Source organism: Streptomyces sp. NBC_01314, assembly GCF_041435215.1.
Taxonomy (GTDB): domain Bacteria; phylum Actinomycetota; class Actinomycetes; order Streptomycetales; family Streptomycetaceae; genus Streptomyces.
In genome coordinates this window covers 8,785,814-8,807,889 of record NZ_CP108394.1, presented here as the reverse complement: position 1 = coordinate 8,807,889, position 22,076 = coordinate 8,785,814, and the positions used below count along the sequence as shown (strand labels likewise).

The window sequence follows — 22,076 nt, the reverse complement described above, 5'->3', positions numbered from 1 at the left end:
GACGCAATGCAGCCCATACCTGTACGCATCTGAGCGCACCGGGAGACACCGCAGGAGAACCGGCGGCGTAGCCAGTCTAATGAAGGCGTCCTCGCTGTCTAGCCTTTCAATGCATCAATCTTTCACGGATGCACTACGGATTTCGCAGGCGTTAGCATCCTGTTCCGGCTCGATCTCATGGGTTTCGGGGTCCGGGACCTCGTCGTCGAGCAGTCGCTCGGCGGCTCCCCGGTGCAGCCGGGCCGCCGCCGGGTCGCCGAGCCGCTCCAGGGTGTCGGCGATCCGGAGCTGGATCGCGGCCTGCAGCCGGGTGTCGTCGGCACGCCGCGCCCACTCCGCCGCCTCCTGGCAGGTCCCCAGGGCCTCCTCCGGCCGCCCCGCGTACTCCTGGACGCGCGCCATCTCGCTCAACGCCCTTGCCTGGCCGCCCACATCACCGAGCCTGCGGTGGCCGGTGAGCGCCGAGCTCCAGTTGCGCAGCGCCTCGCCGTAGCGGCCCGCGTAGGTGTGCGCGGTGGCGATCCGGCCGTACAGCCGCGCGGCGTCCTCACGCTCGTCCCGGGCGAGCCGCTGGGCGAGCGCCCTGCCGTACCAGTCGGCGGCCCGGTCGTAGTCCTCCAGCTCCTGATGGGCCCCGCCTACGGATTCCATCGCGCGGCCGGTCGCGTACGGGTCGTTCGCCCGCCGTCCGGCGTCGAGCGCGGCCCGGTAGCGGGCCAGCGCCGCCTGCGTACGGCCGGTCCGGGCGTCCAGGTCGCCGAGATTCAGCAGCGCCGCCGCCTGCTCGCGCGGCAGGTCGCGGCGCTCGGCGACATCGAGGACGAGCCGGTGGACGCCGTACAGGTCGGGGGCGGCGGCCTGGGTGCCGAAGTGCGCCACCATGGCCCGGACCAGCTGGGACATCAGCCGCCGGGCGAGGGTGTCCAGCTCCCCGTCGGCGACCGCGAGCCGGGCCGCGGCCAGCAGCGCGGGGCGGCGGGCGCGCAGCCACTCCTCGGCGGCCCGGGGGGTCGGGAACCGCAGCGCCTTGGGCATCGCGAGAAGCTTCTCGCGGGCCATCGGGCTGTCGGTCTCGGTGATGGCCCGGCAGGACTGCAGCAGCCGTACCGTCCGCTCCAGCATCCGCGCGCGGGCCAGCTGCAGCTCGCCCGGCCGCTCCTGCCTCTCGGCGAGGGACCACAGCAGCGGCTGCAGGCAGCCGGGGACCTCGTACTGCGGCAGCGCCGCATCGGCCTGGTGCAGGAACCCGAGCGCCACGAAGTCGTCCAGCGTGGTGCGGGCCGCGCCGACCGAGCAGCCGGCGAGCCCGGAGGCGACGTGCGGGTCGACCAGGCCCGCCGGGGCGAGCGCGAGGAGGCGCAGTATCCGGGCGGCGGCGGTCGGCAGCGAGGCGTACGCCAGCTTGAAGACCCTGGCGAGCGGCGGACTGTCGTCGTCCCCGGCGCGCAACTGCTTGGCCAGGTCGGAGACGGCCGCGGCGGGCCGGGCGGCCAGCCACCCGCCGGCGAGCCGCAGCGCGGCGGGCTGTGCCCCGCACACCTCGGCGAGCCCTTCGGCCGAGCGCGGGTCCACGGTGATGCGCACCGAGCCGCTGAAGCGTTCCAGCAGCTCCACGGCGGATTTGGTGTCCAGTCCGCCCAGGGTGCACGGGCGGACGTCGGAGATGCCCGTCAGCGGCCCCTCGGAGACCGCCACGACCAGGGAGTCGGGGGTGTCCGGCAACAGCGCGTCGACCTGTTCGGCATCGGCCGCGTCGTCCAGCAGGACCACCACCCGGCGGTCGGCCAGCGCCTCCCGCAGCGCCTCGCTGAGGTCGTCCTCGTCGGCACCGGCCGGCGCCGGCAGCCCGAGTTCCCCGAGCAGCTCCCGCGCCGCGCGCTCGACCGGTACCCGGGTGCCGTCGGGTTCGGTGAGCCGAGCCCGCAGCACACCATCGGGGTAACCGTCGGTAACTTGCCGTACGAGTTCCTCGGCCAACGCGGTGCGGCCGAAGCCGGGCCGGCCGGCGACGAGCAGCACACGCGCGTGCGGCGCCTTGCGGCCCGCGAGCGTGTTGAGCCCGGCCCGGCCGATGTCGGCCCGCAGTTCCTTCAACTCTCTTGTCCGGCCGAGGAACTGACTGTCCGTGGGGGCGGTCTCGACAGCCGGGGGCCGCCCTGTTCCGGACACCCGGGCACCCCCGATGTCCACCGCCTGATCCGCCACGGGCCACGCTCCCGTCCCACCGCACGAGCAAGCCCGCCGGGACTCCGGTTCGGGCGTTTCCCGAGCCTAGTTCACGCTCTGCGACGATCTGGGCGGAGCAGGGCGGCGAGGTCGCTCGATCGGATCAGCAGATCGTACGACTGGTGGTGTGTGGTCGCCATGAGTGCGGGTTCAGGACTCGAACGGCCGGGCGGGCCACGGTGCCTCCGCCGCACGCAGCGACTCCACACCGCCCCCACTCCTCGCCGCCACCAGCGAAAGCACCCCCACCACCAGGCAGTTGTTGTGCAGCTCGCCCGCGAGCACCCCCCGTACCAGCTCGTCCAAGGGCACCCGGGCCAGCTCCATGTCGGCCTCCTCGTCCTCCACCCCGAACCGCTGCCCCTCGGCCTCGGACAGATCCCGGGCCAGGAAGATCCGCACGGCCTCGTCGCAGCCGCCGGGCGTGGTGTAGACGTCGGTCAGCACCCGCCACTCCTCCGCCTTGACGTGCGCCTCCTCGTACAGCTCGCGCTGGGCGGCGTGCAGGGGGTTCTCGCCGGGCACGTCGAGCAGCCCGGCGGGGATCTCCCACAGCTTCTCGCGGACGGGGTGGCGGTACTGCCGGATGACCAGGACCCGGTCCCGGTCGTCGACGGCGAGGACGGCGACGGACCCCGGGTGGACCTGGTAGTCGCGGCGGACGACCGAGCCGTCGGGCATGACCACGTCGTCGGTGCGCACGGAGGTCTTCTTGCCGACGAACGGCGTCTCGCTCGCCCGGACCTCCCACTCCTCGGCGGTGTCCTTGATCGTCATCTCGACTCGTCCTCCCACACGTGCAACGAAGAAACCGGGGCACACATCCCGAAAGACGCGCACCCCGGTCACCGTACAGCTCTTGTGTCGCCCGGTTTTACTTACCGGTCTTGCGCTCCACCGCGGCCTTCACCAGCCCCGCGAAGAGCGGGTGCGGGCGGGTCGGGCGGGAGCGCAGCTCGGGGTGCGCCTGGGTCGCGACCAGGTACGGGTGGACCTCCCGGGGGTACTCGACGTACTCGACGAGCTTGCCGTCGGGCGAGGTTCCCGTGAACTGCAGGCCGGCCTTCTTCTCCAGTTCCCCGCGGTAGGCGTTGTTCACCTCGTAGCGGTGGCGGTGGCGCTCCTCGACGTACTCCTTGCCGTCGTACACCTCGCGCACGATCGAGCCCTCGGCAAGCTTGGCCGGGTACATGCCCAGCCGCATCGTGCCGCCCATGTCACCCTCACCGGCGACGATGTCGAGCTGCTCGGCCATGGTGGAGATGACCGGGTGCGCGGTGGCGGAGTCGAACTCGGTGGAGTTGGCGTCCGGGATGTCGGCCAGGCTGCGCGCGGCCTCGATCACGATGCACTGCAGGCCGAGGCAGAGGCCGAGCAGCGGGATGCGGTTCTCGCGGGCGTACCGGATGGCACCGACCTTGCCGGAGACGCCCCGGTCGCCGAAGCCGCCGGGAATGCAGATGGCGTCGACGTCGGCGAGCTGGGCCGCGGCGCCGGCCGGGGTCCTGCAGTCGTCCGAGGTGACCCACTTGATCTTCACGCGGGCCTTGTTGGCGAAACCGCCCGCGCGCAGGGCCTCGGTGACCGAGAGGTAGGCGTCGGGCAGGTCGATGTACTTGCCGACGAGCGCCAGGTTGATCTCGTGGAGCGGGTTGTGGACACGGTCGAGCAGGTCGTCCCAGGTCGTCCAGTCCACGTCGCGGAACGGCAGGTCCAGCTTGCGGACCACGTAGGCGTCCAGGCCCTCACGGTGCACGGTCTTCGGGATGTCGTAGATCGACCGGGCGTCGGGACACGCGACCACGGCGGCCTCGTCGACGTCGCACATCAGGGAGATCTTGCGCTTGATCGCGGCCGGCACCTCGCGGTCGCAGCGCAGCACGATCGCATCCGGCTGGATTCCGATGTTGCGCAGAGCCGCAACCGAGTGCTGGGTCGGCTTCGTCTTCAGCTCTCCCGACGGCCCGATGTACGGCAGGAGCGAGATGTGGACGACGAAGACGTTGTCACGGCCGACCTCGTGACGGACCTGGCGGACGGTCTCCAGGAACGGCAGCGACTCGATGTCGCCGACGGTGCCGCCGACCTCGGTGATGACGACGTCGACCTCGTCGGAGGCCATGCGCCGGATGCGGTGCTTGATCTCGTTGGTGATGTGCGGGATGACCTGCACGGTGTCGCCCAGGTACTCGCCGCGCCGCTCCTTGGCGATGACCGTGTTGTAGACCTGGCCGGTGGTGACGTTGGCCGAGCCGTCCAGGTCGCGGTCGAGGAAGCGCTCGTAGTGGCCGATGTCCAGGTCGGTCTCGGCCCCGTCGTTGGTGACGAACACCTCACCGTGCTGGAAGGGGTTCATCGTGCCGGGGTCGACGTTCAGGTAGGGGTCGAGCTTCTGCATCACGACGCGCAGCCCGCGGGCCTTGAGCAGCATTCCGAGGCTGGAGGCGGTCAGACCCTTGCCGAGCGAGGAGGCGACACCCCCGGTGACGAAGATGTGCTTGGTCGTCGTGTTTCGAAAAGCAGCGGGCGGCATGGCCAAGAGGGGGCTCCCGTGGTCGCGGTTCGGTGTGCGGGTCGGCCGCCGCCCGATCTCATCCGTCGGGGGTGCCTTCGCTGCGGTTCGGGGGTCCCTCTTGCGTCGGGGCGCCCACCGGTCCACGGGCTACCAGGGTATCAGCGACAGAACACGATCGCTTCCGGCCACGCTCCGCGCACGGGCCGACACGGACGTCGTACGACCTCGGGCCGATCTCGGTCGGCCTTCACCCCTGGCTCACCCGTTCGGCACACTCGCGTTGCCGGGAGCGGCACGCGGAGCCCTCCAGCGCGTCGTATCCTCTTCGGACACTCGCTGCCGAGCGCGGCCGGCGCGACGGCACCACCCCCGCCCGTCTCCGGCAATCATGAGAACTCGTCAGTCCGTTGAGCAACGAACGCCTCAAATGCGTTGAGGATCGTTGAGCGACATCGCATGACACCGTCCCTCGGATCACTCTGGAAACATGGTTCCTTTGTCGTTCCCAAGGGTCCCTTGACCGCACACCGCACAGCGACCGCCCCTCGGGGGGCGACGACGTGGCCGTTCGACTGGAGTTGCACGTGGCCGGGCGCATCGAAGACTACGCACTCATCGGAGACATGCAGACCGCAGCGCTGGTCTGCCGAGACGGCACGGTCGATTGGCTGTGCCTGCCCCGCTTCGACTCCCACGCCGTCTTCGCCGGACTGCTCGGCACCGAGGAACACGGATTCTGGAGACTGGGCCCCGCGCACGCCTCGGACGCCGAGCCGCCGACGGCCTCCCGCCGCAGGTACCGCGGCGACTCGCTGATCCTGGAATCCGAGTGGGACACCCCGCGCGGCACGGTCCGTGTGACGGACTTCATGCCGCCCCGTGACGGCGCCCCGCAACTGATCCGAATCGTGGAGGGCGTCAGCGGCCGGGTGCCGATGCGCTCGGCGCTGCGCATGCGGTTCTCGTACGGCCGTGTGGTGCCCTGGGTGCACAAGCACGAGGGGCGCACGGTGGCCGTCGCCGGGCCGGACTCTGTGTGGTTCGACACCGAGTGCGAGACGTACGGCAAGGCGTTGACCACGTACTCCGACTTCACGGTGACACCCGGCGACCGGATCGCGTTCACGATCTCCTGGGAGCCCTCGCACAAGCAGCCCCCGCCGCTGCCGGAGCCCGAGCCGTCGCTGCGGGCCACCGAGGAGTTCTGGCACGACTGGGTGGAGCAGTGCACGTACCACGGCCCGTACCGCGAGGCCGTGATCCGCTCGCTGATCACGCTGAAGGCCCTCACGTACGCGCCCACCGGCGGCATCGTCGCCGCGCCGACCACCTCGCTCCCGGAGCACATCGGCGGCGTCCGCAACTGGGACTACCGCTACACCTGGCTGCGCGACGCGGCCATCACCCTCTCCTCGCTGCTGCGCACCGGCTACCGCGACGAGGCCCGCGCCTGGCGCGAGTGGCTGCTCAGGGCCGTCGCCGGCGACCCGGAGAACCTGCAGATCATGTACGGCATCGCCGGTGAGCGGGAGCTGGGCGAGGCCGAGCTGGACTGGCTGCCCGGGTACGAGAACTCGGGCCCGGTCCGGGTCGGCAACGGCGCCGCGCACCAGCTCCAGCTGGACGTGTACGGCGAGGTCACCGAGGCCCTGCACCTGGCCCACATGACGGGCCTGGCCCGCAACGACTACGCCGCCCTCCTCCAGCTGAAGCTGATCCGCTACCTGGAGGACCACTGGGACCAGCCGGACGAGGGCATCTGGGAGGTGCGCGGCCCGCGCCGCCACTTCGTGCACTCCAAGGTCATGGCCTGGGTCGCCGTGGACCGCACGATCAAGCTCATCGAATCCGGTGACGCGGACGGCCCGCTGGAGAAGTGGCGCGAGCTGCGCGACGACATCCACCGGGACGTGTGTGAGAAGGGTTACGACAAGGAGCGCAACACCTTCACACAGTCGTACGGCTCGAAGGAGCTGGACGCCTCGCTGCTGCTGATCCCGCAGATGGGCTTCCTGCCGCCGGACGACAAGCGGGTCATCGGCACCATCGAGGCGATCCAGCGCGAGCTGTCGACCCCGGACGGCTTCATCCTGCGCTACCCGACCTCCGGCGAGGACGAGGGCGTGGACGGGCTGCCGGGCGACGAGGGCGCTTTCCTCGCCTGCTCGTTCTGGATGGCCGACGACCTGGCGATGATCGGCCGCGTGGACGAGGCCCGCAAGCTCTTCGAGAAGCTGCTCTCCCTCCGCAACGACCTGGGTCTCCTCGCCGAGGAGTGGGACCCGGTCCTCAAGCGCCAGGTCGGCAACTTCCCGCAGGCGTTCAGCCACGTGCCGCTCATCGACACGGCCCTGCGGCTGACCGCCTCGGGGGCGTACGGCGGCTGAGTGCGCCGTCCGGTCCGGCGCGCACGGCGGCGGACCGGGGCGCGGGCAGGCGCGCGTGGGCAAGCGCTTGCGCTCGCTGGTACGGGTCTGCTGGCCCGCCGTCCCGGCTGCCCCGCCTGCCCCGCCTGCCCCGCCTGCCCCGCCTGCGGGTAATCGTGCCGCTGGGGCGGCACGGGTGGGCTCAGCGGCACCTCGTGAGCGCCGAGCCGCGGAGCCTTCCCCACCCAGCACCGGCGCCGGGTGCCCAGTCCTTCGCCACGCACCGCCGAACAGGCCCTGTACGCCGCCCCCGCCTAGCCTGGAGGTAGTCCTGTCCCCCGGCTGAAAGGGGGCGGCTCGCCATGGCTCCCCTCTCGAAGGCGCGCACGGCCCTGGCCGCGCTGCGCGAGGATCTGTCCGGCGACGTGTTCGCGCCGGAGGATCCGGGGTACGACGAGGCCCGCGCGGTCTTCAACGCCATGATCGACCGACGCCCGGCCGTGATCGCGCAGTGCGCGGACGAGACCGATGTCGTCCGTTCCGTGCGTTTCGCCCGCGATCTGGACCTGAAGATCGCGGTGCGCGGCGGCGGCCACAGCGTGGCCGGAATGGCGCTGAACGACAACGGCCTCGTCATCGACCTGCGCCGGATGCACGGCGTCACGGTCCACCCAGGGTCCATGAGCGCCCGGGTCGAGGGCGGCGCCACCATGAGCCATCTCGACCGCGCAACCGAACCCCACCGGCTGGCGACCACGGGCGGCCGGGCGTCGACCACGGGTGTGGGCGGCTTCGTCCTCGGCGGCGGCAGCGGCTGGCTGGACCGCACCTTCGGGCTCGCCGTCGACAACCTGCTCGGCGTCGACCTCGTGACCGCTGACGGTCACGAGGTTCGCGCGAGCGCCGAGGAGAACCCGGACCTGTTCTGGGCGCTGCACGGCGGCGGCGGGAACTTCGGCGTGGCCACCGCGCTCACCCTCCGGCTGCACGAACTGCCCGCGTTCGCCATCGCCCTGCTGCTCTACCTCCCGGAACACGGCGCCGAGGTGATCCGCGTGTACCGCGAGGTCATCGAGACCGGCCCACCGGAGGCGAGCGGCGGTGTCCTCTATCTGACCGGCCCGCCCGAGGAGTTCGTCCCCGAGCACCTGGTAGGCAGGCTCGTGTGCGGCGTCCTCCTGACGTACGCGGGCACCGAGGACGACATGCGCAAGGTCGCCCAGCCGCTGCTGGCGCTGCCGCACGAGGCCGAGATCGTCGGCGCGATGCCGTACGCGGACGTACAGTGCATGATCGACGACCCGCCGGGCCTGCGGAACTACTGGTCGGCTGAGTATCTGACCGGTCTGCCGGACGAGTTGGTGGACGTCTTCGCCACCCGTGCCTGGACGATGCCCGTGCCGACCGGCACCCAGCACGTTCTCTTCCCGCTGGGTGGCGCGATCGCCGACGGCCCCGACCACTACCCCGTGCCGTACCGGAACTCCCCTTGGGTCGTGCACCCCTTCGGCGTCTGGGAGGACCCCGCGGACGACGAGCGGAGCGTCCGGTGGGTACGCGACGTCCGCGCCGACGTGCGGCCGTGGAGCACCGGCGCGGTCTATCTCAACTTCGTCGGCGACGAGGGCGCCGACCGGGTGGTGGCCGGTCTCGGCGTCGACAACTACCGGCGGCTGACCGCGGTGAAGACCCGGTACGACCCCGACAACGTCTTCCGCTTCAACCACAACATCCCGCCGGCCTGACGACCGGGTACCGTCCGCTCCATGGACACCCGTGACAGCCGCGCACCAGGTGACGGCCGTGAGGCGCAGGGCGGTATCACCGTGCGGCGGGCGCTGGAGCTGCCCGGACTGCGCGGCGGGCTGCCGGAGGTCCTGGCCGGCGCCGACCGGCTGCACCGGGCCGTGCGCTGGGTGCACGCGGGCGAGGTCCCGAACATCGCCTCACTCCTCAAGGGCGGCGAACTGCTGCTGACCACGGGGTACGGGCTCGGCACCCGCCCCGCCGACCAGCGCGCGTTCGTCCGGACCCTCGCCGAGCGCGGCATCGCGGCCCTCGTCGTCGAACTGGGCCCGCGCTTCGCCCGGCTCCCGGCGGCTCTCGTCGAGTCGGCGCGGACGGCGGGTCTGCCCCTCGTGCAGCTGCACCGTGAGGTGGCCTTCGTGACGGTCACCGAGGAGATCCACACCGAGATCGTCAACGGCCACTACGCGCTCCTCCAGCAGGCCGAGGAGGTCCACCGCCGCTGCACCGAGGCCCTGCTCGGCGGGGGCGGGATCCCGCAGGTCCTCGACATCCTGGCCGGCTTCAGCGGCAACCCGGTCTTCCTGGAGACCGCCGACGGACAGCTCCTGTACGCCGCCGGGACCGGCCCGGCGGACACCGATCCGCTCCAGGTGTGGGAGGGGCTGCGCGACCGGCACCAGGACGCGCCGCCGGCCGGGACGAGCATCGTCGACGTACCGGGAGGCGGCCCGGGGACGGGCTCGGTACGGGCTCGGCTGGTCCTCCTCCCCGTCGTCGCCCCCCTGGCCCCCGTGCACCGGATGGCCGCCGAGCGCGCGGCCGGTGTCCTGGCCGTCGTCCTGATGCAGGCCCGGCAGGAGGAGGAGCTGGCGGCGCGCGGGCGCGGCGATTTCCTCACCGACCTCGCCGAGGGCCGCGTCCGGGCCCAGGACGCCCCCGCACAGGCCCGCGTCCTCGGCTTCAAGCCGGGCGGCGGCCCCCTGCTCCCCGTCGTCATGCGGCTCGCCGACGGCCTGTCCCCCGAGGGGGGAGGCTGGGCCGTCCTCGCCCGCGCGGTGGCCGAGGAGCTGGCCTCCGTGGGCGTGCCCGTCCTGCTCGGCGTACGCCCCGTCGAGGGCCGCGTCCCGCTGCTGCTGGGCCTGCGCGCGGAGTCCGAGCGTCCGGCGGTCGCCGACAAGGTCGCGGCGGCGCTGCGGGCGGGGGCGGAGCGTGCCGGGATGCGGCGGCCGGGCGGACGGCCGCCCGTGGTGGTCGTGGGCGCGCCCGGGAGCTGGGCGGCCGCCTCGGCGGGTCTGCGGCACGCGGCGGAGACGGCGACGGCCGCACAGGGCCTGGCCGACCGCCCCTGGCACGACGCCCGGCGCCTCGACATCGACCTGCTGCTGTGGCGGCTGCGCGACCACCCCGACCTGGCCGCCTTCGTGGACCGCGCGATCGGCCCGCTCCGCGACCACGACGACCGTGCCAAACCCCCGCTGCTGCCCACCCTGGAGACCTATCTGGCGCATGCCGGCCGCAAGGCGGAGACCGCCCGCGAGCTGCACCTCAACCGCCAGACCCTCTACAACCGCCTCGCCCGCATCGGTGAACTGCTCGGCACCGACCTGGACGACCCTCAGGCCGTCCTGGCCCTGAGCCTGGCACTACGGGCGCGCAGACACGTCGCCTGAGGCCGTGACCGTCGGATGTCCGTCAGCTGAGGGGCCTCAGCTGCGTCAACTCGTCGTAGACGCTGAGCACCTGGGCCACCGTCTCGTCCTCGGTCGGCCAGCTGGCGGCCTGCCGCGCGCCCCGCTCCCGCAGCGCCTCGCGGCGGGCGGGGTCGTCGAGAAGGCGTACAACAGCCGTGGCGAGCGCCCTGGCGTCGCCGTACGGGACCAGTTCGGCACCGTCGCCGACCAGGTCGGGCAGCGATCCGACGGCGGCGGCGACGAGCGGCACGCTCGCGTGGAGCGCCTCCTGGGCAAGGACGGAACGGGCCTCGGGACCGCCGGGCAGCAGCGCGAGGTCGGCGGCCGCGATCAGCTCGGAGACGTCGTCGCGCCGCCCGACGAGCCGTACGGGCAGCTCCTCGTCCTCGATACGCCGCTGCAGGACGCTCCGCAGCGGCCCCTCGCCGGCGACGACGAGCAGCGGCGCCGGGTCGAGGCCGCGCCATTCCCGGGCGGCGTCGAGCAGGGTGTCGTACCCCCGGTGACGGTCGAGCGTGCCGACGGCCATGAGCAACGGGCGTTCGGTGGCGCCCAGTTCGGCCCGGACCTTGGAGGCGGGCCGGTCCGGCTCGTCGCAGGGGTCGGCCCGGCGCGGCGTGGGCAGGGCGACGGCGGCGAGCCGGGCGTCGCGCGCGCCCCGGCTGCGGGCCCGGTCGACCAGGTCGGAGGAGGTGCCGAGGACCACGGCGGCGGCCTTGGCGACGCGCCGCTCCAGCAGCCGCAGCAGATGCGCCCGCGCCCCCTCCGCGTACGAACGTGTGTGCCAGGTGACAACGAGCGGGGTGGTGCGCCGGCCGAGCGCGAGGGTGGCCCGGAAGCCGGCGTGCAGGCCGTGCGCGTGCACCAGGTCGGCGTCCGCGCACGCGCTGCGCAGGCTGGCCACCGAGGCGGGGTCGCTGCTGCGGGGCACGTGGACATGGTGGGCGCCCACGCCGGTGAAGTCGTACACGCCGTCGGCGTCACTGGGGGCGCACACAGTGACCCGCACGCCCCGGGCGACCAGACCCGAGGCCAGCGACCGCACATGCGCACTGCTCACCGCACTGCCGCCGCCGAGCACTTGCACGGTCCGCAGCGGCGACTGGCCGTGCGGTGAGTGGCTGCTCACGTGGCTCACGTGGCCGGGGCTCCTGGTTCGGGGTCGGACGGTCACGAAGAAACGTACAGAAGGATCCCGCTGTGGGGGTGGACCGTACGAGGCGGTTCCGTACGGTCCACCCAGCACGTCCTGTTACGTCGTTCCTGTCCAAGGATGCCAGGTCGCAAGGGTGTTCCGGGACAGTCGAACGGGGCGGAAGCCGGAGGGCCCGGCAACTCCGGACCCAGGGTCACCCACACGAGTGAACTCCCGCACGCGGTTGCCCCTCCGCACGACTCCCGCCCCACTCTTTCCCGCCACGTTCACCGCCCCCCGTTCACTCACGGCCGACGAAACGGCGGTCCCCGCCCTCGCCCTACGCGTCCGCGCGGGCCGCCGCCAGCAACTCCTCAGCGTGCGCCCGTGCCGTCTCGGAGTCCTCCTGGCCGGCGAGCATGCGCGACAGCTCACGCACCCGGTCCTCGCCCTCCAGGACCTTCACCCCGGACCGGGTCACGGACCCGTCGCTGGTCTTCTCCACCAGCAACTGCCGGTCGGCGAAGGCGGCCACCTGCGGCAGGTGGGTGACGACCACGACCTGCGCCGACCTGGCGAGCCGGGCGAGGCGCCGGCCGATCTCGACCGCGGCCTTGCCGCCGACTCCCGCGTCGACCTCGTCGAAGAGGTACGTCGGCACGGGGTCCGTCCCCGCGAAGACGACCTCGACGGCCAGCATCACCCGCGACAGCTCACCACCGGACGCGCCCTTGGCGATGGGCCGGGGCGGCGCCCCCGGATGCGGGGCGAGCAGCAGTTCGACCTCGTCGGCACCGGACGGCCCGTACGCGACCGTACGCCCGCCCACCTCGACGCCCACGGGATCCTCGCTCTGCCGGATCTCGAACGACACGCGCGCGTGCGGCATGGCGAGCGAGGCCAGCTCGGCGGTGACGGCGGCGGCGAACCGTTCGGCGGCCTCCTCCCGGGCGTCCGTCAGGGCCTGCGCGAGCCCGCCCAGTTCGGCCCGCAGCGCGTCCCGCTCGACGGTCAGCTCGTCGATCCGCTCGTCGTCGCCGTCGAGTTCGGTGAGCCGCTGGGCGCCCTCCTCGGCCCAGGAGAGCACGGAGGCGGTGTCCTGTCCGTACTGGCCGTACTTCCGGGTGAGCGCGTTGAGGGCGGCACGCCGCTCCTCGACGGCCGACAGCCGCAGCGGGTCGGCGTCCAGGTCGTCGGCGTACCCCGCCAGCTCCCCCGCCACGTCGCCCAGCAGGATCCCGATCTCCCCGATCCGCTCGGCGAGCGCGGCCAGCGCCGGGTCGTGCGACCGCACGGTCTCCAGCGCCCGGTGCGCGCCCGCGACGAGCGTGGTGGCGTCCACGCCCTCCGGGTCCTCGGGATTGCCCGCGAGCGCGGCGTGCGCGGCCGTGGCGGCGGAGGCCAGCGCCTCCGCGTGCCCGAGCCGCTCGGCCTCCTCGGCCAGCTCCACGTCCTCGCCGGCCCGCGGCTCCACGCCCGCGATCTCGTCGAGTCCGTACCGCAGCATGTCGGCTTCCTGGGCCCGCTCACGCGCGCGCGTGACGATCTCGTCGAGTTCGCCGGCCACGGCCCGCAGCCGCCGGTAGGCCTCGCCGTACTTGGTGAGCGGCACGGCCACCGCGTCCCCCGCGTACCGGTCGAGCGCCGCCCGCTGCCGGGACTGCTTCAACAGCCCCTGCTGGTCGGTCTGCCCGTGCACGGCGACCAGTTCGTCGGCCAGCTCGGCGAGCACGCCCACCGGGACGGAACGCCCGCCCAGGTGCGCCCGCGACCGTCCCTCGGCGGAGACGGTCCGACTGATCAACAGCGCCCCGTCGTCGAGTTCGGCCCCGGCCTCCTCGGCCCGGACCATCGCCGCCGCGCCCTCGGGCACGGTGATCCGGCCCTCCACGACCGCGCTCTTCGCGCCGATCCGCACGAGCGCCGGGTCCGCCCGCCCGCCGAGCAGCAGGCCGAGGCTGGTGACCACCATGGTCTTGCCCGCACCCGTCTCACCCGTCACGGCGGTGAAGCCGGGCGACAACTCGACGACAGCGTCGTCGATGACTCCGAGCGACCGTATCCGCATCTCCTCCAACACGGACACGACCATACGAGGTCCGGGGAGCGAAGTGTGACGCCCCCCGTCCCCAATGTCACTCCGGCGAGCTACGACGCCCCTGAAAGGGGCGCGGGACCGTGTCGATATGCGGCCCCGCCGCATGGACGCGAGCAACCGAGACGAACCCGCGGCCGCCGACGGTCCCGCCCTCCCCCACAGCGCGCTACGCGCTAGTGCCGAGCCCCCCGCCACCCGGAAACGGGCAGAGCGAACTTGGCCACCAGCCGGTCCGTGAAGGACGCATGGTGCAGCCGAGCCAGCCGCACCGGCACAGCCCCTCGCCGCACCTCGACCCGGGCCCCCGGTGGCAGCTCGACGGTCCGCCGTCCGTCACACCACAGCACCCCGGGCGGAATATGAGGCAGGACCTCCACCGCCAGCACGGAGTCCGGCGACGTCACCAACGGCTTCGCGAACAGCGCGTGCGCACTGATCGGCACCATCAACAGCGCCTCGACCTCGGGCCACACCACGGGCCCACCGGCCGAGAACGCGTACGCCGTGGACCCTGTCGGAGTCGACAGGACGATCCCGTCACACCCGAACCCGGTCACCGGCCGACCGTCGATCTCGAGGACGACTTCCAGCAGCTTCTCGGCGCCCGCCTTCTGCACGGCCGCCTCGTTCAGCGCCCAGTCCGTGTGGACGATGTTCCCGTTCTGATGAACGACGACATCGACGGTCATCCGCTCCTCGACCTCGTAGGCCTTGGTCACCACCCGGTCGACTACCTTGTCGAGGTCGTCCCGCTCGGCCTCCGCGAGGAAGCCGACGCTGCCGAGGTTGACGCCGAGCATCGGCACCCCGGACGCGCGGGCGAACTCGGCGCCGCGCAGCAGCGTGCCGTCACCGCCGAGGACGATGAGCAGCTCGCACCCGTCGAGGCACTGCGGGGTGGCCTCCTTGACGAGTTCCACCTCCTCCGGCACCGGGATGTCCTCGGCCTCGTGCTCCAGGACGCGCACACCGATGCCGTGGTGCAGCAGCCCCTTGACGACGAGTTCGGCACTGCGGATCGCCGCCGGCCGCCCGGTGTGGGTGAGCAGGAAAACAGTTCGAGATCGGTCCTGAGTCAACGCGGCCCCTCCGCCACAGCTCGGTCGACGTCGGCCGGGTCCAGCGCGGGAGCCCCGGCACGCAGCCACAGAAAGTACTCGACATTGCCCGAGGGTCCGGGCAGCGGACTGGCCGTCACACCCTTCACCCCGAGCCCCAGCTCCCCGGCCCGCCGGGCCACCCCGCGCACCGATTCGGCGCGCAGCTCCGGACTCCGTACGACTCCCCCACTGCCCAGCCGCTCCTTACCCACTTCGAACTGCGGCTTGACCATCATCACCAGATCGGCATCCGGCTTCACGCACCGCACCAGTGCGGGAAGTACCAGGCCGAGCGGGATGAAGGACAGATCCCCCACGACAAGATCCACAGGCTCCCCATCGATCACTTCGAGCGTCAACTCGCGTACGTTCGTACGGTCCTTGACGGTGACGCGTTCATCGCTTTGAAGAGTCCACGCCAGTTGTCCGTATCCGACGTCAACGGCGACGACGTGCGCGGCCCCGGCCCGCAGCAGGACGTCGGTGAATCCGCCGGTGGAGGCGCCGGCGTCCAGTGCCCGCCGCCCCTCGACGGCCAGCCCCTGCGGGACGAAGACATCGAGGGCGCCCGCGAGCTTGTGCCCGCCTCTGGACACGTACTCCGGGTCGCCGTCGTCGGTCACGACCACGATCGCGGCCGCGGTCTCCACCTGGGTGGCGGACTTGGTCGCGACGGTCTTGCCGACGGTGACCCGGCCGGCGGCGATCAGCTGGCTCGCGTGCTCACGCGACCGCGCGAGCTTCCGCCGGACCAGTTCGGCGTCCAGACGGCGGCGTGCGACTCCTGCCACGGTGGGTTCAGCTCCTGCTCTCGTACGTCAATCGATAGGTGCGACCCGAAGGGTCTCATTGAGGGGCGGTGGTCGGGTGACGGGTGGGAACCGGAGGTCCCGGGCGGGCGTCGAGCGCGGTGAGCGCGTCGCGCAGCCCCCGGTGTACATCCTCGTACACCTCCACATGGCCGTCGGTCGCGAGGTGGTCGGCGTCGGCCAGCCGGCCGAGGGCGGTGTCGACCTCGGGGTGGCCGGTGGCGGTGCGGGGCACGTTCAGCGGGGCCGGTGCGGCGGGGTTGTCCCCGGGTTCGACGACCGGGGGCTCCGACCGGGGGCCGGGCTCGCCGGCCGTCCCGGCCGCCTCCTCCGGAACCACTGCTTCCACCCTCGCCTCGACCTCGGGCAAAGAGTCGCTCATGCCCAGACGCTACCGCGAAGCTCTGGGGTACCGTCGATCGCGATGGCAACGATTGAGGAGTGCCGCGCCGCACTCGAAAAGCTCGCGGACAACATGGCAGGCGCCGACGGACACGTGAGCGAGGCGACGGCCCTCGACCGCTCGGTGAGCTGCCATGTCAGGGATCTCGACGTCACCTTCGTGGGCCGTATGCGCGACGGGCGCATCGAGGTGCACGACACCCTTGAAGGGCCGCCGTCCGAGAAGGCCCAGATCCGGCTCGCCATGACGGGCGACGATCTGGTGGCCCTCGTCGGCGGCGAGCTGAACTTCGCCAAGGCCTGGGGTTCGGGCCGGGTGAAGCTGGAGGCGGGCTTCCGGGACCTGCTCCAGCTCAGGAAGCTTCTGTAGCGCCCACCTTCTCGATCTTCTCCATGCCGGTCCGCGCCCTGCGCGCCGCCGGCACCACCAGCGGTGTCCCCGTCTCCGGGTCGTCGATGACCTGACAGCGCAGCCCGAAGACCTCCTCGACCAGCTCGGCCGTGACGATCTCGGAGGGGGCGCCCTCGGCGATCACCGAGCCGTCGCGCAGGGCGATGAGGTGGGTGGCGTAGCGGGCGGCGTGGTTGAGGTCGTGCAGCACCGCGACCAGCGTGCGGCCCTTCTCCTCATGGAGTCCGGCACACAGGTCGAGCACGTCGATCTGGTGCTGGATGTCCAGGAAGGTGGTGGGCTCGTCGAGGAGCAGCAGCGGGGTCTGCTGGGCCAGCGCCATGGCGATCCAGACGCGCTGGCGCTGACCGCCGGACAGCTCGTCGACGTATCGGTCGGCGAGCTCGGCGACCCCGGTCGACTCCATCGACTCACGGACGATCCGCTCGTCCTCGGTGGACCACTGCCGCAGCAGCCCCTGGTGCGGGTACCGGCCACGGCCCACCAGGTCGCCGACGGTGATCCCGTCGGGCGCGATGGACGACTGCGGCAGCAGCCCGAGTGTCCGTGCGACCTTCTTGGCGGGCATCGACTGGATGACCTGCCCGTCGAGCAGCACCCGTCCCTGGGACGGCTTCAGCATCCGGGACAGGGCGCGCAGCAGCGTGGACTTGCCGCAGGCGTTGGGGCCGACGATCACGGTGAACGAGTTGTCGGGTATCTCCACCGACAGCTGCTCGGCGATGACCCGCTGGTCATAGGCGAGGGTGACGTTCTCGGCGGACAGGCGGTTCACGGTGCTCCTCTTGTCGTTCTCGTTCATATCCGCCCGGTCTTCCGCTCGGTGACCAGCAGCCACAGCAGATAGACGCCGCCGAGCACGCCGGTGACGACGCCGACGGGCAGCTGGTCGGCCCCGAAGGCCCGCTGCGAGGCCCAGTCGGCGACGAGCAGCAGGGTCGCGCCCATGCACATCGCGGGCACGAGGTTGGGGCCGGGTGAGCGGGTCAGCCGCTTGGCGAGCTGGGGCGCGGTGAGGGCGACGAAGCTGACCGGCCCGGCGGCCGCGGTGGCCCCGGCGGTGAGCAGCACGGCCGACACCATCAGCAGCAGTCGTACGCGCTCGACGCTCACCCCGAGGGCGTACGACACGTCGTCGCCCATCTCCGTCATCCGCAGCCCGCGCGCGTTGCCGAGCACCAGCGGCACGAGGATCGCGCACATGATCAGCAGCGGCTGGACCTGGGCCCAGTCGCGGCCGTTGAGGGAGCCGGTCATCCAGACGACCGCGCGGGCCGCGTCGACCAGGTCGGCCTTGGTGATCAGATAGCCGTTGACCGCCGTGACGATCGCCGAGACGCCGATGCCGACCAGCACGAGCCGATAGCCGTGTACGCCCCGCTTCCATGCCAGCGCGTAGATCGCGAGGCCGGTGACCAGGCCGCCGACGAGCGCGCCGAGGGCGACCTGGTTCGCGCTGCCGGAGAACAGCACGATGACGACCAGCGCGCCGGCGGTGGCGCCCTGCGAGAGGCCGAGCACGTCCGGACTGCCGAGCGGATTGCGGGAGATGGACTGGAACAGCGCCCCGCCGAGCCCGAGCGAGGCCCCGACAAGGAGCCCGACCAGGACCCTCGGCAGCCGCAGTTCGTTGACGATGAACTCCTGGCCCGCGTCACCGTTGCCGAGCAGCGTCTTCAGGACGTCGCCCGCCGGGATGGGGAAGTCGCCGGTCCCGATCAGTGCGACGCCGGCGGTGAGCGCCGCCACCAGCAGCAGGGCGACGACGGTGCACGCCCGTACGTCCAGTCGGAGCGACAGCCCGCCGGGGGTGCGGACCGCGCGGTTGCGTACGGCGGGCTTGCTCACGACCCGCGACTTCCTCATGCCCCGCGATCCCCTCATGACCTGCATCTTCACAGCTGCGCCGTCCTCCGCCGTCGTACGAGAAAGATGAAGACCGGGCCGCCGAGGATCGCGGTGACGATGCCGACCTGGAGCTCCGCGGGCCGCACCACCATGCGGCCGATGACATCGGCGCCGAGCAGCAGCACGGGCGACAGAACGGTCGCGTACGGCAGGATCCAGCGCAGGTCGGGCCCGGTGAAGGACCGCACGACGTGCGGGACCATCAGCCCGACGAAGACGATCGGCCCGCAGGCGGCGGTCGCGGCACCGCACAGCACGGTGGCAGCGCCCATCGAGAGCGCCCGGGTGCGGGCGAGGTCGGCGCCGAGCGCGCGGGCGGTGTCGTCGCCCATGGCCATCGCGTTCAGCGGCCGGGCGAGCAGCAGCGCGACGACCGTGCCGACGGCCAGGAACGGCAACACCTGTGTGATGGTCTCGTCGGTCGCCGAGGCCAGCGAACCGACCGTCCAGAAACGCATCTTGGAGAGCGCCGCGTCATCCATGATCATCACGGCCTGCAGATAGCCGTAGAGGGCCGCGCTGATGGCCGTGCCGGCGAGCGCGAGGCGCACGGGTGTCGCACCCCGGCTGCCGCCGAGGAACCAGACCAGCGCCCCGACCACGGCGGCACCGGCGAACGCGAACCACACGTATCCGCTCAGCGAGGTGACGCCGAAGTAGGTGATGGCGGTGACCACCGCGGCGGACGCACCCGCGTTGATGCCGAGCAGGCCCGGGTCGGCCAGCGGGTTCCGGGTGAGCGCCTGGAGCACTGCCCCCGCGAGGCCGAGCGCGGCGCCCGCCAGCAGTCCGAGGAGAGTGCGCGAGATCCGTTCCCCGACGACGGCGTCGCCGTACGTTCCCGTGTCCTCGGACAGGCCGTGCCAGACCTGTTCGAACGTCAGCTCTTTCGCGCCGATCGCGATACTCGCCAGGGCGACCAGGACGAGGAGCACGAGGGCCACGAGGAGCCCCGCGGCTCGTACCACGCGGCGGTTCGAGGGCGCGGGGGCGGTCTCCGCGCTCGGTTCAGGAGGACTGTCGACCAACACCCAGTTAGGTTAGCCTACCCTCTCTTCACGGCTCGATCGCGTCCACGAACACCGCGAAGGTCTCCGGGCCGTACGGCAGGACTCCGCTCACACAGGCCACGGCCACCGCACGGCCCTCCGGAATCCCCGGGCCTCGGACGCTCACAACCCCAGTCGGGCCAGCGCCTTCTCCCCGTCCAGCTCGCACGAGCCCTCCCCGGCAGCCGTCCAGGCCGCCGCGCACAGTGCCCTCAGTCCGTCCAGCGCCTCGCCCTCGCCGTCCAGTTCGAGCCGCTCTTCGCCGGCGGTCGCCGTCCAGCCGCCGCAGCGGAAGCCCGCGCCCGCCTCGACGACCTCCGGCTGTCCGGTGAGCATGCCCCGCAGATCGGCGTCGACGTACGTCGGCCGGTGCTGCGGGGGCGCGGCCAGCAGTTGTGCGCCGTCGGTCACGCCGGTCAGCACGAGCAGCGAGTCGACCTCGCCGTTGAACGCGCCCTCGATGTCCGTGTCCAGCCGGTCCCCGACCACCAACGGCCGTTCGGCGCCGGTCCGCAGGATCGTCTCCCGGTGCATCGGCGGCAGCGGCTTGCCCGCCACCTGCGGTTCGGCCCCGGTCGCGATCCGGACAACCTGCACCGCCGCCCCGTTGCCGGGCGCGATGCCCCGCGCGCCCGGAATCGTCAGGTCCGTGTTGGACGCGTACCACGGCACCCCGCGCGCGATGGCGAAGCTGGCCTCCGCGAACCGCCCCCAGGGCAGATCGGGTCCGCCGAACCCCTGCACCACGGCCGCCGGATCGTCATCCGCCGACTCGACCGGCTCCAGACCCCGCTCACGCAACGCCACCCGCAGCCCCTCGCCGCCGATGACCAGCACCCTCGCCCCGGCGGGCATCTGCTCACTGATGAGCCGGGCCACGGCCTGCGCCGAGGTGATGACGTCATCCGCCTCGGTCGGTATCCCGAGCGCCGTGAGATGCGCGGCCACCGTGTCGGGGGTCCGCAGCGCGTTGTTCGTGACGTACGCGAGGTGCATACCGCCCGCGCGGGCCGTGCCGAGTGACTTCACGGCGTGCGCGATCGCACTGCCGCCCGCGTACACCACTCCGTCCAGATCGAGCAGAGCCGTGTCGTACGCCTCGCTCAGGGCCTGCCCACTGCCATCGGGCCGTGTCCTGACTTCCTGGCTCATCGCACTCTGCTCCTCGCTCGATCCATCGGTCGTTCCATCAATCGTTCCCATCGGTCGTTCCCATCGGCCGGTCGCACGGTGGGTCAACAATCGGTCAGGTCACTTTCTCCGATCATCCCTCACCGCACTGACACCCATACGATGCATCAATGAACTACGCAGGTCCCGCGGAGGAGATCCCGGCGCGCAGCGGCCTCGAACTGACCCCGTTCAGGGGACTTCGCTACGACCCCGACCGGGTCGGCAGCCTGGCCGCCGTGACATCACCGCCGTACGACGTGGTCGTACGGCCGGACGGACTGCTCCACCTCGAATCCGCCGATCCACACAACATCGTCCGCCTGATACTCCCTCAGGCCAGAACACCCGCCGCCCGCGACGAGCAGGCGGCCGGCACCCTCCGCCGCTGGCTCGCCGACGGCATCCTCGTCGCCGACACCGAGCCCGGCCTCTATGTCTACGAGCAGGCGGACGACAGCATCCTGCAGCGCGGCCTCATAGGCGCCCTGCGCCTCTCGGAGCCGTCCGCCGGCGTGGTCCTCCCCCACGAGGACGTCATCCCCCACGTCATCGCGGACCGCGCGGCCCTGATGCGCGCCACCTCCACCAACATGGAGCCGCTTCTCCTCACCTACCGGGGCAACGGCAGCGCGGCCGGCGCGACAGCAGTGGTCGAACGCGCCACGGAACGAGCCCCTCTCTTCGCCACGACCACGGAGGACGGCTTCAGCCACCGCCTCTGGGCGGTCACCGACCCCGCCGACGTCGCCGAGATCCAGTCGGACCTCGCCCACCACCAGGCCCTGATCGCCGACGGCCACCACCGCTGGGCGACCTACCTCCGGCTCCGCACGGAGCACCCGTCCCCCAGCCCCTGGGACTACGGTCTGGTCCTCCTGGTGGACACCGCCCGCTACCCCCTCCGCGTCCGGGCGATCCACCGCCTCCTCCACCGACTCCCGGTCTCCGAGGCCCTCACCGCCCTGGACGGCCGGTTCCGCGTCCGCCGCCTCACCGTCCCGCTCCCGGAGGCCCTGGAGGCCCTGGCGGACGCGGCCGCCGCCGGCAACGCCTTCCTTTTCGCGGGCGACGGCTCCTTCCACCTCGTCGACCGCCCGGACCCGGACCTGCTCACCCGTACGATCCCCGCCGACCGCCCGGCCGCCTGGCGCAACCTCGACGCGACCGTTCTGCACACCACACTCCTCCAGCACGTCTGGCGCCTCCCCGAGGACTCCCCGGCCCACATCGCCTACATCCATGACACGGCCGCCACCGTCGAGAAGGCCGAACGCGACGGCGGCACGGCCGTCCTCATGCACCCTGTCCACGAGGAGGTCGTACGCGACCTCGCCCGCCAGGGCGTCACCATGCCCCGCAAATCCACGTCGTTCGGCCCGAAACCGGCGTCGGGCCTGGTGCTGCGCGCGCTGGAACTCTGAGGAAGCCCTCCGGAAGACCGGC

Annotated in this window: 17 protein-coding genes; 5 read left to right on the top strand and 12 right to left on the bottom strand. The window is 72.2% G+C overall.

Annotated features, from left to right (window positions below):
* Positions 1–114: 114 nt before the first annotated feature.
* From OG622_RS38735 to OG622_RS38725, 3 genes are all read right to left on the bottom strand, one after another.
* Positions 115–2,205 carry a tetratricopeptide repeat protein gene (locus OG622_RS38735; RefSeq protein ID WP_371581283.1) on the bottom strand — a complete coding sequence of 697 codons (2,091 nt, stop codon included), beginning with the start codon at positions 2,203–2,205 and terminating at the stop codon, positions 115–117.
* 171 nt (positions 2,206–2,376) lie between these two features.
* Positions 2,377–3,003: an NUDIX domain-containing protein gene (locus tag OG622_RS38730; protein WP_371581282.1), complete on the bottom strand. Its 627-nt coding sequence runs from the start codon at positions 3,001–3,003 to the stop codon at positions 2,377–2,379.
* A gap of 97 nt (positions 3,004–3,100) precedes the next feature.
* The gene (locus tag OG622_RS38725; RefSeq protein ID WP_371584356.1) at positions 3,101–4,759 is read right to left on the bottom strand and encodes a CTP synthase; all 1,659 of its coding nucleotides are present in this window, start codon (positions 4,757–4,759) and stop codon (positions 3,101–3,103) included.
* 566 nt (positions 4,760–5,325) lie between these two features.
* On the opposite strand from OG622_RS38725, the gene OG622_RS38720 reads away from it, so the two are divergent.
* The 3 genes from OG622_RS38720 to OG622_RS38710 all read left to right on the top strand — a co-directional run bounded on the left by OG622_RS38720 (position 5,326) and on the right by OG622_RS38710 (position 10,526).
* Positions 5,326–7,128 (top strand): glycoside hydrolase family 15 protein, encoded by a 1,803-nt coding sequence (locus OG622_RS38720; RefSeq protein ID WP_371584355.1) that lies wholly within the window; start codon positions 5,326–5,328, stop codon positions 7,126–7,128.
* Positions 7,129–7,469: 341 nt separating this feature from the next.
* On the top strand, positions 7,470–8,852 hold the full coding sequence (locus tag OG622_RS38715) for an FAD-binding protein (protein WP_371581281.1): 1,383 nt from the start codon (positions 7,470–7,472) through the stop codon (positions 8,850–8,852).
* Positions 8,853–8,873: 21 nt separating this feature from the next.
* Positions 8,874–10,526 carry a PucR family transcriptional regulator gene (locus OG622_RS38710; RefSeq protein WP_371581280.1) on the top strand — a complete coding sequence of 551 codons (1,653 nt, stop codon included), beginning with the start codon at positions 8,874–8,876 and terminating at the stop codon, positions 10,524–10,526.
* Between the two features lie 22 nt (positions 10,527–10,548).
* Here the strand turns inward: OG622_RS38710 and OG622_RS38705 are convergent, their stop codons facing one another.
* The 5 genes from OG622_RS38705 to OG622_RS38685 all read right to left on the bottom strand — a co-directional run bounded on the left by OG622_RS38705 (position 10,549) and on the right by OG622_RS38685 (position 16,071).
* Positions 10,549–11,685 carry a glycosyltransferase family 4 protein gene (locus tag OG622_RS38705; protein WP_371581279.1) on the bottom strand — a complete coding sequence of 379 codons (1,137 nt, stop codon included), beginning with the start codon at positions 11,683–11,685 and terminating at the stop codon, positions 10,549–10,551.
* A gap of 337 nt (positions 11,686–12,022) precedes the next feature.
* The gene (recN, locus tag OG622_RS38700) at positions 12,023–13,774 is read right to left on the bottom strand and encodes a DNA repair protein RecN (protein WP_371581278.1); all 1,752 of its coding nucleotides are present in this window, start codon (positions 13,772–13,774) and stop codon (positions 12,023–12,025) included.
* 179 nt (positions 13,775–13,953) lie between these two features.
* A complete protein-coding gene (locus OG622_RS38695) occupies positions 13,954–14,859 on the bottom strand; it encodes an NAD kinase (RefSeq protein ID WP_371581277.1) in 906 nt (301 codons plus the stop codon).
* The gene (locus OG622_RS38690) at positions 14,856–15,671 is read right to left on the bottom strand and encodes a TlyA family RNA methyltransferase (protein WP_371581276.1); all 816 of its coding nucleotides are present in this window, start codon (positions 15,669–15,671) and stop codon (positions 14,856–14,858) included. The genes OG622_RS38695 and OG622_RS38690 overlap by 4 nt, the downstream gene beginning before the upstream one ends.
* A gap of 55 nt (positions 15,672–15,726) precedes the next feature.
* Complete coding sequence (locus OG622_RS38685; protein ID WP_371581275.1) at positions 15,727–16,071, bottom strand: hypothetical protein; 345 nt, start codon at positions 16,069–16,071, stop codon at positions 15,727–15,729.
* Between the two features lie 42 nt (positions 16,072–16,113).
* Here OG622_RS38685 and OG622_RS38680 point away from each other — a divergent pair, with 42 nt between their 5' ends.
* On the top strand, positions 16,114–16,461 hold the full coding sequence (locus tag OG622_RS38680) for an SCP2 sterol-binding domain-containing protein (protein WP_371581274.1): 348 nt from the start codon (positions 16,114–16,116) through the stop codon (positions 16,459–16,461).
* Here the strand turns inward: OG622_RS38680 and OG622_RS38675 are convergent.
* The 4 genes from OG622_RS38675 to OG622_RS38660 all read right to left on the bottom strand — a co-directional run bounded on the left by OG622_RS38675 (position 16,445) and on the right by OG622_RS38660 (position 20,612).
* Positions 16,445–17,305 carry an ABC transporter ATP-binding protein gene (locus OG622_RS38675; protein ID WP_371581273.1) on the bottom strand — a complete coding sequence of 287 codons (861 nt, stop codon included), beginning with the start codon at positions 17,303–17,305 and terminating at the stop codon, positions 16,445–16,447. The two genes, OG622_RS38680 and OG622_RS38675, sit on opposite strands and share 17 nt — an antisense overlap.
* Positions 17,302–18,369 carry a FecCD family ABC transporter permease gene (locus tag OG622_RS38670; protein WP_371581272.1) on the bottom strand — a complete coding sequence of 356 codons (1,068 nt, stop codon included), beginning with the start codon at positions 18,367–18,369 and terminating at the stop codon, positions 17,302–17,304. The genes OG622_RS38675 and OG622_RS38670 overlap by 4 nt, the downstream gene beginning before the upstream one ends.
* 29 nt (positions 18,370–18,398) lie before the next feature.
* A complete protein-coding gene (locus tag OG622_RS38665) occupies positions 18,399–19,442 on the bottom strand; it encodes a FecCD family ABC transporter permease (RefSeq protein WP_371581271.1) in 1,044 nt (347 codons plus the stop codon).
* A gap of 141 nt (positions 19,443–19,583) precedes the next feature.
* The gene (locus OG622_RS38660) at positions 19,584–20,612 is read right to left on the bottom strand and encodes an HAD hydrolase-like protein (RefSeq protein ID WP_371581270.1); all 1,029 of its coding nucleotides are present in this window, start codon (positions 20,610–20,612) and stop codon (positions 19,584–19,586) included.
* 149 nt (positions 20,613–20,761) lie between these two features.
* On the opposite strand from OG622_RS38660, the gene OG622_RS38655 reads away from it, so the two are divergent.
* Positions 20,762–22,054 carry a DUF1015 family protein gene (locus tag OG622_RS38655; protein WP_371581269.1) on the top strand — a complete coding sequence of 431 codons (1,293 nt, stop codon included), beginning with the start codon at positions 20,762–20,764 and terminating at the stop codon, positions 22,052–22,054.
* The last annotated feature ends 22 nt before the right edge of the window (positions 22,055–22,076 follow it).

Bases quoted from the DNA above. Each gene is read 5' to 3' on its own strand.
- OG622_RS38730 (WP_371581282.1), bottom strand. From the start codon at position 3,003: ATGACGATCAAGGACACCGCCGAGGAGTGGGAGGTCCGGGCGAGCGAG.
- OG622_RS38715 (WP_371581281.1), top strand. From the start codon at position 7,470: ATGGCTCCCCTCTCGAAGGCGCGCACGGCCCTGGCCGCGCTGCGCGAG.
- OG622_RS38675 (WP_371581273.1), bottom strand. From the start codon at position 17,305: ATGAACGAGAACGACAAGAGGAGCACCGTGAACCGCCTGTCCGCCGAG.
- OG622_RS38685 (WP_371581275.1), bottom strand. From the start codon at position 16,071: ATGAGCGACTCTTTGCCCGAGGTCGAGGCGAGGGTGGAAGCAGTGGTT.
- OG622_RS38710 (WP_371581280.1), top strand. From the start codon at position 8,874: ATGGACACCCGTGACAGCCGCGCACCAGGTGACGGCCGTGAGGCGCAG.
- OG622_RS38670 (WP_371581272.1), bottom strand. From the start codon at position 18,369: ATGAGGAAGTCGCGGGTCGTGAGCAAGCCCGCCGTACGCAACCGCGCG.
- OG622_RS38725 (WP_371584356.1), bottom strand. From the start codon at position 4,759: ATGCCGCCCGCTGCTTTTCGAAACACGACGACCAAGCACATCTTCGTC.
- OG622_RS38680 (WP_371581274.1), top strand. From the start codon at position 16,114: ATGGCAACGATTGAGGAGTGCCGCGCCGCACTCGAAAAGCTCGCGGAC.
- OG622_RS38655 (WP_371581269.1), top strand. From the start codon at position 20,762: ATGAACTACGCAGGTCCCGCGGAGGAGATCCCGGCGCGCAGCGGCCTC.
- OG622_RS38660 (WP_371581270.1), bottom strand. From the start codon at position 20,612: ATGAGCCAGGAAGTCAGGACACGGCCCGATGGCAGTGGGCAGGCCCTG.
- recN (WP_371581278.1), bottom strand. From the start codon at position 13,774: ATGGTCGTGTCCGTGTTGGAGGAGATGCGGATACGGTCGCTCGGAGTC.